This is a genomic window from Desulfocicer niacini (genome assembly GCF_054657595.1).
This window is the reverse complement of record NZ_BAAHYK010000083.1, coordinates 1-10,626: the sequence shown is the minus strand read 5'-3', so window position 1 is coordinate 10,626 and position 10,626 is coordinate 1. Positions and strand designations below refer to the sequence as shown.

Sequence of the window (10,626 nt, the reverse complement as noted above, 5' to 3'; positions counted from 1 at the left end):
ATCCAATGGTAAAGCAAGGAAAGATTTAAATGAAATGCGGTCATTGATCTGGCTTTCAAGTTCTGGATCAGAATTGATTTGGAACCATTTTTGAAGGAGAAAGCATTTGCTTTAGAAAAACATAGGTTCGATTTTTATCAGAGTGATTTTGGATAGCGATGTCAGCAAAGGAAAAATTCTGTTCAATCTTTTTGTATGCCATAATGCCTCCTATTGAATAAATTTATGGTGGCATAATAACATAAAAATGCAATTATTTCAATATTATATATAATTTTTTTTAAGATTTTACAGCAATATGGGTAAAAAACTAGAACTACTGATGTGCAAGTTGGCTTCAATCAATACGGTCGTGCAAAGGTCTCAAGTCAGAATTTTTGGGTCAGGGGATATTTTGTATCAATTGTTGGCAGAGGTAGAGAAACGGTAAAACAAAATATTAAGAAACGAGAAGAGGCCGATCGAAAGGTTGATCAGTTGAAAATTTTTTGGCCACCTTTTGGTGGCTCATGGTTTTATGACTGCTTTGAGCTGTTCACAATCAACCCGCCGGGTTTACCGGAGGTTACTTATTTTAGGTTAGGGAGATATAATGAAAATTTTACATATTGTAGGCGGTGAGTTGACTGGAGGTGCTGCTAGAGGGGCTTATTGGTTATCTAAAGGTTTACAAGAACTTGATATTGAATCCAAAATATACACTAATAGTATTGAAACATTTGGGGATGAAAACGTTATAAGCACTACGCAGTCGAAAAAAGAAAAGGCATTGAGTCTGTTTCGATCACAACTTGATCCTTCGCTGAAAATTTTTTATAAAAATAGTATAAAAAGATCAGATTTTAGCACTGGTTTATGGGGTCAAGACTTTACGAGAACTAAAGTTTATCAAGAGGCTGATATAATACATTTACACTGGATATGTGGTGGTTTTATAAATATTAAACACTTGAAAAAGATAAAAAAACCGATTGTCTGGACAATACGAGATATGTGGCCCATGACAGGTGGATGCCATTACGCTGATATCTTCAATTGTGTAAATTATAAATCAGGTTGTGGGTTTTGCAAGGTACTTGGTAGTAATACTAAGTTTGACCTGTCTCGATTTGTTTTGAAGCGAAAAGTTCAAAATATTCCTATCAAAACTAAGTTAGTTGGTATAAGTGATTGGATCAGTGAACAAGCTAAAAATAGTTCGCTTTTTAAAAAGTTTGATATTCGAACAATTTATAATAATGTAAATAGCAATGATTTTTTCCCGGTAGATAAAAAAATAGCTAAGAATATATTAGGTATTAATACTAATAAAAAAATTGTGTTGGCTAATGTTGTAAGTAACAAAGGATTCTATAAAGGTTTTGATAAGTTTTTGGCTGCAGCTCAAAAATTAGATCCGAAGAAGTATTTTTTATTGTTTTTTGGAAAATCTGACCGTTCATTCGATAGCCAAATATTAGGATTTGAATATAAAAATGTTAATTATGCCTATGATATAATTGTTTTGAGATTGCTTTATTCATCGGCAGATGTATATGTGGCACCGTCTACAATAGACGCTTTTGGTAAAACTATTGCTGAGTCCATGGCCTGTGGTACGCCAGTGGTTTGTTTTGATGCTACAGGACCTAAGGAAATAGTTACTCATAAAGAAGATGGTTTTAAGGCCATACCTTTTGATGTAAACTCTTTAAAAAATGGTATTGAATGGGTTATTAATTCACCAAACTATTATGAACTCGCTCGGAATGCTCGAAAAAAAATAAAGGAGAATTTTGATAGTATCCTGATTGCAAGGCAGTATATCAAACTTTATGATGAGATTTTGTCAAATGGATGAAGGTTTTCAGTCTTATGATATTAAAAATTAAAATCCATTATAGAATTTTAGCCATTATTACTATGGCAAGTATTTTCTTGCAAATAATTTTTGAGAATATTCCCTTTCCATTTTCATCACCACATTTTTATGCTTTGTTGTGGATTTTTATGTGCTTGTTCTTTTGCAAAAAAGCACTCTTCAACAAAGAGATGTTTGTAGTATATTTATTGTTTACCATTTTATCGTTAGGCATCCTTTCTATATGGAAGTACATAATTCTTGGAAGCGGAGAGAAAATCAATTTCATATGGGTGCTTAATCAAGTGATCCCGATTTTTTTGTCAATACTTATTTATAAATATTTCATGATTAGCAAAGACTATCGCGGATTGACCTTTGTTCTTATATTTACATTGTTTTTTATTATTATAACATCATTAACCTCGATTATTGGTATTTATATATATCCTATGGCGGCTAGAGATGGATCTTCATACCGAATTTTTTTGATATCTCCTGGTCTTAGAAATTATTACAGAAGTATTGGAATTGGAGATTATAATTTTTTTACACCGCTTTCGCTAATTTTTCCTGTAATGATTTATTCTTTTAAGAAAAAATGGAATAAAAATTCTTTTAGGATAAAAGTTTTATTAGGTTTAATGGTTCTTTTATTTATGTATGCAATCGTTCAAGCTAAATTTACAATGGCATTGCTTGTGTCCTTTATTCTTTTAATTGTGTCAATTAATTTATCTCGTATGCAAAATTATAGGCTTTCAGGGGCATTGCTTTTTATATTGCCTTTATTCCTTTTATTGCTTAGTCTAACCCCGATTACATATTTTACTGATGCACTATTCAATTTCTCTGGTTTATTTAAGGACACAATTTTAGAAGAGAGGATAATAGACTTGGCTTTAACTTTAAAGAATCCAGTTATTGATTACCAAGAAAATGCTTCACACGCTGGTCAACGTTTGGGCCGAATTCCGTTGCTTTGGAATTCCTTTCTCAAAAATCCAATTTTTGGAACTGGGTTTTTAACGTCACACGCATTCTGGTTTGATCGATTATCAATGTTAGGGTTGGTAGGCATAATGCCTTGGGTGTTAATTTTTATCAATCAAATCAAATACACTTTGAAAAATCTTAATCAGGATATTAAACCATATTATGTTTTATCCATTTTTACTTTCATTATGATAGGAATGGTTAATCATGTTGTAAGTTTTCAGATATTTGCTGTCATCTTTTTTTTAGTTCCTAGCTTCGCACATATTTACAGATCAGAAATATCATTGGGTGGTCATCGAACATGAAAATTTTATTTTCTCATTACGCAATCATAGATAAGGAAGGCTTTGGGCGGAGCTTCATGCTTGCACGAGGTTTGGCTGCTCTTGGAAATGACGTAACATTTATTACTAGTTTGCCTGCAAAAAAATTTATTTTTCCATATTACGATGAGGTTAGAGAAAAAGTTAAAATTATTGCATTCCCTGATATTGTGCCTGATTTTATGAGGCGTACCGGATTTGGTCTTTTGTCCGTAATTTTAAAAACGTTTTATGTTTTAGTAAATAATTTTGAAATATATCATTCGGATGCTGGTCATCGTCCAAGTGGAGGTTTTCCGATTATTTTCAAAAAAATATTTGTACCATTGATATATATTACAGAATGGTGGGACTATTTTGGCAGAGGAGGTCAATTTGATAACAAAAAGGGAATAAAAAAAATTACCCATGGTTACTACGACTTGATCTTTGAAGTACCTGAAAAAAAAATTGCAGATGGTGTGATTTGTCTTTCAACAGGTATGTTTAATAGAGCCAAAAAATTGAATAGTAATAATAATATTGTAATTATTTCTGGCGGTTCCGATATAGAATCGATCCCTTTCTATCCAACGGTTGCTTTTAGAAAAAAATATAATATTTCGACATCTTCCTTAACCTTTGGATTTGTCGGTATGAATAGGGAGGAGGTATATGACATTATGCCTTTTATTAAAGCTATTCAAGATTTAATAAAAAGTGGCCTCGATGTGACTTGGTACACTACCGGAGGTTATATCCCTGAAACTATAAAAAAAGAATTAAATATCGGGAAAGAACTTATTGAATTTGGGTGGGTCGACTATAAATACTTTTCTGAAATATTAAGCTGTGCAGACTGTTTTATATTGTTGCAAAGGGAAGATTTGAAATCCTATACCAGATGGCCAAATAAGATTGGCGATTATTTAGCTGCTGGCCGACCTATATTGACTAATCCATTTGGCGAAATGAAACGTATTGTTGCAGATAATGAACATTGTTTTTTTACAACTCAATATAATGTTGAAAGTACAACCCAGATTATAAAAGATATTTATATTAATAGACCTGATCAAAATTTAAGGTGTCAAATTAGAGGACATGCTGAAAATGAAGTTAGTTGGAATAAAAAAGCTCAACAGTTATTATCATTTTATGAAAAAGTAAAAAAAATAAATAAATAAAATATTCAAGTTCTCATAATTTGAATATTGTCGAAAACCGAAAAATAGACGTGGATGTGTAAATGGACGTTACTGCCACCACCCAATCGCTGCTGGCTTATGTTGAAAAAGAAAATTTTAAGGGATACGATCCTTACGATACCCTGAATGGCTGGGTGCCGTTTCATTGGCTGGGGAAATGGGGGCCAGCAGTGGCGACCCAGGTTCAGAAGCGCAATCCCATCAATATTCGTCCGATCCTTGGTATAAAAAAAGACTACAACCCCAAAGGAATGGGATTGTTTCTCAAAGCGTATTGTAACCTGTACCACAAAACCAGGGACAAGACCCATCTGGATAAGGCCGGATGGATTTTTAAATGGTTGATAGCGAATTATTCCAGGGGATATTCAGGTATGGCCTGGGGGTATAATTTCCCTTGGGCTAGCTCTAATGAATTTAAAGAAGCATTTCTTCCGTCAGTTGTGGTCACCGCTCATGTTGTTGACGGTATTTTTGCTTTTTATAAAATGACAAATGATGAGAGTGCCCGGCAGGCAATCATCAGTGCGGCAGCATATGTGTCCGGAGATATTCCGACCACTGAATTTGATACAGGCATTTCATTTGCCTATACCCATCAGTCAAAAGGGGCCTGCTATAATGCCAGCCTGCACGCAGCCGAAATCATTTTAAAGGCCAGTCTGGTCCATGGAGAAAAGGCGGATGATCGTATTGAGCAGGCGGTCCGGTTCGTGTTGTCAAAACAAAAAGCGGATGGTTCCTGGAATTACAGTTATAACCCTGAAATCAATGCCGAAAGAAAGCAGATTGATTTTCATCAGGGGTTTGTGCTGGTTTCTCTGCATCTTATCAAGCAGTACTGTGATTTTCTGCAGGAGGATATAACTCAGGCCATTAAAAAAGGATTGACGTTTTACAAAAATGAGCAGTTCCTGCCCAGTGGACAGTCCTTGTGGCGGTTGCCCAAAAAATGGCCGGCTGAAATCCACAATCAGGCCCAGGGCATAATCACCTTTTCACTGCTCAAAGATTATCATCCAGACTATTTAGGTTTTGCAGATACCATAGCTCGCTGGACCATTGCCAATATGCAGGATACATCCGATTTTTTTTATTACCGCAAATATCCCTGGTTCACAAATAAAATACCCTTTATTCGATGGAGCCAAGCCTGGATGCTGCTGGCGTTGAGCGAGTTGGATTAGATAGTTACTCTTGATTTTGAAGGGTAAGATCAAAAAAAGAGTCAAGGAATCTTTAAAAACTAAAATTCTTAGAAAAGAGAGACCTCCATGCATTGTGTCATCTACCTGGGACATCCGGCCCATTTCCATTTATTCAAAAATACCATCAAGCATCTTGAAAAGAATGGTCATAATGTGTCTGTCCTGATCAAGAAAAAAGATATTCTCGAAGATTTGCTGATCCGAAGCAATATCCGGTTTGAAAATATTCTCCCCGAGGGTCGTAAGGATCACAAGGTAGGAATTGCACTGGGTATGCTCAAACGCGATTTGCGGTTGTTTACTTTTAGCCTTGCGAACCGCCCTGACCTGCTTGTCGGTACATCAATAGAAATTGGGCATGTGGGAACTATGTTAAAAATTCCTTCAATCAATGTTAATGAGGATGATGCGGCTGCTGTTCCTTTGTATAGTAAGATTAGTTACCCTTGGTGTACGCATATTTTGTCTCCGCAGGTCTGCAACAACGGCAAATGGGAAGATAAATCAATTAAATATGAAGGGTACCATGAACTGGCTTATTTACACCCCAATCATTTTACCCCTTCCAGAGATCTGGTGGAAACCTATTTTGGCACTAAAGAACCCTATTTTCTGATCCGTTTTGCCAAACTCACAGCGCACCATGATGTGGGGGTAAAAGGCATCAGTAACACATTGGCCCGAAAAATTATCGAAATTCTTTCTCCCAAGGGCAGGGTATATATCACGTCTGAACGAGAATTATCCCCAGAATTTGAGCCTTACCGAATGGCTATTAATCCGTTGGATATTCACCATGTTATGGCTTTTGCGTCTTTGTATATTGGGGATAGCCAAACCATGGCGGCTGAAGCCGGTGTTTTGGGGACGCCTTTTGTTCGGTTTAACGATTTTGTTGGTAGGATAGGATATTTAGCTGAGCTGGAGGACAAATACGGTTTGGGCTATGGCATAAAACCAGATAATCCGGAAAAGTTGCTGTCTGTTGTTAAAGACCTTGCAGATACTGCAAATTTAAAGCAGGGTTTTTCCCGGCGAAGACAGAAAATGCTGGATGAAAAAATTGATACAGCCCGGTTCATGACCTGGTTTATTGAAAATTATCCGAAAAGCGTTGATACAATGAAGGGAAAATCGGATTATAAGCACATGTCTAAATAAAACGAATGACAGTTGAAACTCTTAACAACTTAAAGTTGGTATTTTTGAAATGAAAATATTATCTGTAGTGGGTGCCCGGCCTAATTTCATGAAAATCGCACCCTTTATCAGGGCTGTTGAGGCATATAACCTGGAAAAGGCTTCCGTTATCGAACATCTGTTGATTCATACAGGACAGCACTATGATGATAAGATGTCCAAGGCGTTTTTTGTGGCCTTAAATATTCCGGATGCAGATATCAACTTGGGGGTTGGGTCTGGAAGCCATGCCCAGCAGGTGGGTCAGACCATGATGGCGTTCGAGAAGGTGGTACAGACGGAAAAACCCGATTGGGTGGTGGTGGTGGGGGATGTCAACGCCACGCTGGCGTGTTCGGTGACAGCCAAAAAAGAATGGGTGCAATGCTGTCATATCGAGGCCGGTTTACGAAGCGGGGATATGTCCATGCCGGAAGAGGTGAACCGTTTGGTTACGGACCGCTTGTCCGACCTGCTGTTGACACCTGATCTGCTGTCTTCCGAAAATCTTCGCAAAGAAGGGGTGTCTGAAGAAAAAATCAAGTTTGTGGGCAACATCATGATCGATACTCTGGAGGCCCAGCGGTTAAAGGCGGAACAATTGTTGATCGATCAAATCGTTAAGAAAAATGTATTGCCAGGGCAGCCCGGCATTGACGTCTCTTCCAGCGACACCTATGGGGTAATGACTCTGCACCGGCCGTCAAATGTGGACCAACCAAAGGTTTTTACCGGCATTTTTGAATTTCTTCTTACAGAGTTAGTCGGTGACATGCCCCTTTTCTGGCCGGTGCATCCCCGGACCAAGCAGAAGATGCAGGCATTTGGGCTGTGGCAAAGGGCATTGGCATGTCCGGGGTTGGTGATGTTGGAACCTTTGGGGTACCACGAACTGCTGAGGCTGAATATGAGTGCCCGGATCATGCTCACGGATAGCGGTGGTTTGCAGGAGGAATGTACAGTCTTGGGTACACCCTGCCTGACCTTACGCTGGAACACGGAACGTCCAGTGACGCTCCGCGAGCATGGTGGCGCCAGTGTCTTGGTTGGAAATAATGTAGACCGCATTCGGGAGGAATATAAAAAAATTTTGATGTCTGAAAGAAAGCCGGTCCGGCCAGAGTTGTGGGATGGGAAATCCGCAGAAAGGTGCTTGCAGGCGATTTTGGCATATTAATTTGGTGCTATTTCGGATTATAAATGCAATGACAGAGTGTAAAAAAAGGACAAAAGCATTATCTATAAGTGTGAAATTATGAGGTTGAAAAGACTGCTCGCGCTGTATCTCATTGGTTGTTCTGTGGCTGCGGAGTTTTCCCTAGCACCCATTATGGATAGTTCTGTCAGGGGGTATCGTTTTGGCATCTGCCATGGAAGGTATTCAATACCTGCTGCCCTACCGAGCCTGGAATATTAATGACTTGTTGGGCAATGGGGTAGGAGTGCTGCTTGGGGGAATAGTCATGGGTAGTATGAAGTATGGTATTCAAAAATAGGGCGAAAAAATTTAGATTGGAAATCTTGCATGGATTACGACAGGTATAATTTTACGGACAAGTCCTGCGATGGGGGTAGTGAATTCAGAGAAAAAAGAATATTATTGCTGACACCGTTTCGTCTGGCGGTGGTTGATTTCTTACTGCTGACCCTTTCCTTTTGTAGTATCAGCCACATAAAACGAGGCAGTATTGATTTACCCCAAGGGTATCTCATGCTGCTTTTTTTGTTTTATTTTTGCTGGCTGATGTCAGGTTGGGTAGCCAAGAAGTTTTTGCCATCTTCCTATACAGGTTATCGAGAGGCTGTATGGGTGATGTTCAAGTCGATACTCTATTTGACATTTACTGTTGTTTTTGTGTTGGTAATGTTCGGGTTGAGCAGATATTCCCGGGTCCAGGTGTTTGCAACCTGTGGATTGCTGTGGGGGCTTGAAATGCTCTTCTGGACGGTTGCATTCCGGTTTGTCTCTCTGCGCTGTACCAATGGTGAAGAAGATGACCTTGCCTTGGATGAAGACTCAAAAGAGGACCTGAAATCCGGGTTTTCATATCGTTTTGTAATTTTGGATCTGGTCCTGCTCCTGGGGAGTTTTTTTATGGTAAATATCATGAAACGAGATCAATTGGGTCTGCTCCCCGGCTATGAGAAACTGCTGCTTCTGCTGGTGCTCTTGTGGCTTGGTGTCTCCCTGTCCACCCGGAAATTTTATGTGATCAAGCAGGAAAATTTCTATTTTGCAGTGTGGCAATGGTTAAAGGCTGGGATGTTGATGTTGGCCGTCACCGGGGTGATGGTCTTTGGTCTTCGTATATTTCATTATTCCAGAACCCAGGGGTTTGGCACTATTCTTCTCCTGATGGGCCTGGAACTGTTGGCGCTGGTCGTCTATTTTTCCGCACGAAAGGAGAAAAAAGAGACCCGGGACATTGAATCCGTGGATCAGGTAAAACAGATACTGGGTCAGACCGACTATAATCTTAATGTGGACATAGAAACCGTCCGTCGGCGATTGATGCAACCAGCCACATATAAACTTCTCAAAATTTTTCGGTCAAGTGATCTGCCATTTTATGATTTTCTGGAATCCCATGTGGATCTCAAGAAAATTCTTTATTTGGAAACCCTGGTGGATAAAAGTCGTGAATCTTTTCACTTGCGGGACGACCAACTGATGCTTCGGCTCTTTGTAAGTCTCAATAAAGTCAATAATTTTAGACGAACCAATGTCCATTTTTTAAATATACACGAGATGTTACTGCCTGGTGGCTATTTTGTCGGGTATGCCCATACCATCAAAACCCATCATGAATGGATCTATAGTAGGTTTCCCAGACAACTGGCCCATATGATTTATGCCATGGATTTCTGTGTCCACAGGGTTATGCCCAAGCTGCCCTGGGTGCAGAAGGTCTATTTTGCCTGGACCAAGGGAAAAGACCGCATCCTTTCCAGGGCAGAAGTATTGGGACGGCTCTGTTTCTGCGGTTTTGAAATTGTGGCCACCAAAGAGATTAATAAGCGTCTCTGTTTCATTGCTCGCAAGGTAAAAACCCCTTCCTTGGACAAGAGTCCCACCTATGGTCCCCTGGTGGCCCTGAAGAGATCCGGGTATGGGGGGGAGGTGGTGAATACGTATAAATTTCGCACCATGCATCCCTATTCCGAATATCTCCAGCAGTACATGTATGATCACAATGGCCTCCAGAAGGGCGGTAAGATTGAGAATGATTTCCGCATGACCACCTGGGGCAAGGTGATGCGAAAATTGTGGCTGGATGAGCTGCCCATGCTCTACAACTGGCTGAAAGGTGATTTTGGCATTGTGGGGGTACGGCCCTTAAGTTTTCATTTTTTAAGTCTATATGATGCCGATCTCCAAGAGCTGCGCAAACGGGTACGCCCGGGGCTGGTACCGCCCTTTTATGCCGATCTGCCCGAAACCTTTGAAGAGATCTGCGATTCCGAACGGCGCTATATCCGCGCCTTTCTGGAACGCCCCTTCCGCACCCAAATCTGGTACTTCTACAAATCCTTCATAAACATAGTAATCAAAGGTGCCCGCAGTAATTAGATTAGCGGGTCTGACCCCGATAACTATTTGTTCTTATGAAGAATAGATGCGTAAATGTGGGCAAAAAAGGCCTTAGCGTGCACTTTTTGATGCCAAAAAGGGGCTTTTAAGCAATCTAATTTGGGGTCAGGTTTGGCTCATGGGTGGTATTTGGGTGCTGCATACAGGGTATCAGGTATTGGGTGTTTGAAAGATGTTGGGTAGATAAATTCATCTGTAAGCTGTTATGAGAGCTTTGCAAGAAAAGCATATTCTCCAAGATTTTAAAATCGCTGTAAAAAAAATTAAAAATCAATAAAATGATAGTAAAAAAATATCT

At 39.4% G+C, this 10,626-nt stretch carries 9 protein-coding genes; 7 read left to right on the top strand and 2 right to left on the bottom strand.

Translation table 11 applies throughout. The features are described from left to right. Positions 1 to 78 (bottom strand): hypothetical protein (locus ACYQ2M_RS23885; protein WP_459918910.1); only part of this gene is annotated, 78 nt, incomplete at its 3' end. Next, positions 68 to 202 (bottom strand): hypothetical protein, encoded by a 135-nt coding sequence (locus ACYQ2M_RS23880; protein ID WP_459918909.1) that lies wholly within the window; start codon positions 200 to 202, stop codon positions 68 to 70. The genes ACYQ2M_RS23880 and ACYQ2M_RS23885, both read right to left, overlap by 11 nt. A 390-nt stretch (positions 203 to 592) precedes the next feature. On the opposite strand from ACYQ2M_RS23880, the gene ACYQ2M_RS23875 reads away from it, so the two are divergent. The 7 genes from ACYQ2M_RS23875 to ACYQ2M_RS23845 all read left to right on the top strand — a co-directional run bounded on the left by ACYQ2M_RS23875 (position 593) and on the right by ACYQ2M_RS23845 (position 10,307). Then, entirely contained in the window at positions 593 to 1,840 is a 1,248-nt protein-coding gene (locus tag ACYQ2M_RS23875) for a glycosyltransferase (RefSeq protein ID WP_459918908.1), read from the top strand. Positions 1,841 to 1,854: 14 nt separating this feature from the next. Then, positions 1,855 to 3,144, top strand: a complete 1,290-nt coding sequence (locus ACYQ2M_RS23870) for a hypothetical protein (protein ID WP_459918907.1) — start codon at positions 1,855 to 1,857, stop codon at positions 3,142 to 3,144. Beyond that, positions 3,141 to 4,328 carry a glycosyltransferase gene (locus tag ACYQ2M_RS23865; RefSeq protein ID WP_459918906.1) on the top strand — a complete coding sequence of 396 codons (1,188 nt, stop codon included), beginning with the start codon at positions 3,141 to 3,143 and terminating at the stop codon, positions 4,326 to 4,328. The genes ACYQ2M_RS23870 and ACYQ2M_RS23865 overlap by 4 nt, the downstream gene beginning before the upstream one ends. A 62-nt stretch (positions 4,329 to 4,390) precedes the next feature. After that, complete coding sequence (locus ACYQ2M_RS23860; RefSeq protein WP_459918905.1) at positions 4,391 to 5,536, top strand: prenyltransferase/squalene oxidase repeat-containing protein; 1,146 nt, start codon at positions 4,391 to 4,393, stop codon at positions 5,534 to 5,536. A gap of 87 nt (positions 5,537 to 5,623) precedes the next feature. After that, complete coding sequence (locus ACYQ2M_RS23855) at positions 5,624 to 6,718, top strand: DUF354 domain-containing protein (RefSeq protein ID WP_459918904.1); 1,095 nt, start codon at positions 5,624 to 5,626, stop codon at positions 6,716 to 6,718. 49 nt (positions 6,719 to 6,767) lie between these two features. Then, positions 6,768 to 7,913: a non-hydrolyzing UDP-N-acetylglucosamine 2-epimerase gene (wecB, locus tag ACYQ2M_RS23850; RefSeq protein ID WP_459918903.1), complete on the top strand. Its 1,146-nt coding sequence runs from the start codon at positions 6,768 to 6,770 to the stop codon at positions 7,911 to 7,913. Positions 7,914 to 8,261: 348 nt separating this feature from the next. Further along, positions 8,262 to 10,307 (top strand): sugar transferase, encoded by a 2,046-nt coding sequence (locus tag ACYQ2M_RS23845; RefSeq protein WP_459918902.1) that lies wholly within the window; start codon positions 8,262 to 8,264, stop codon positions 10,305 to 10,307. Positions 10,308 to 10,626 lie beyond the last annotated feature (319 nt).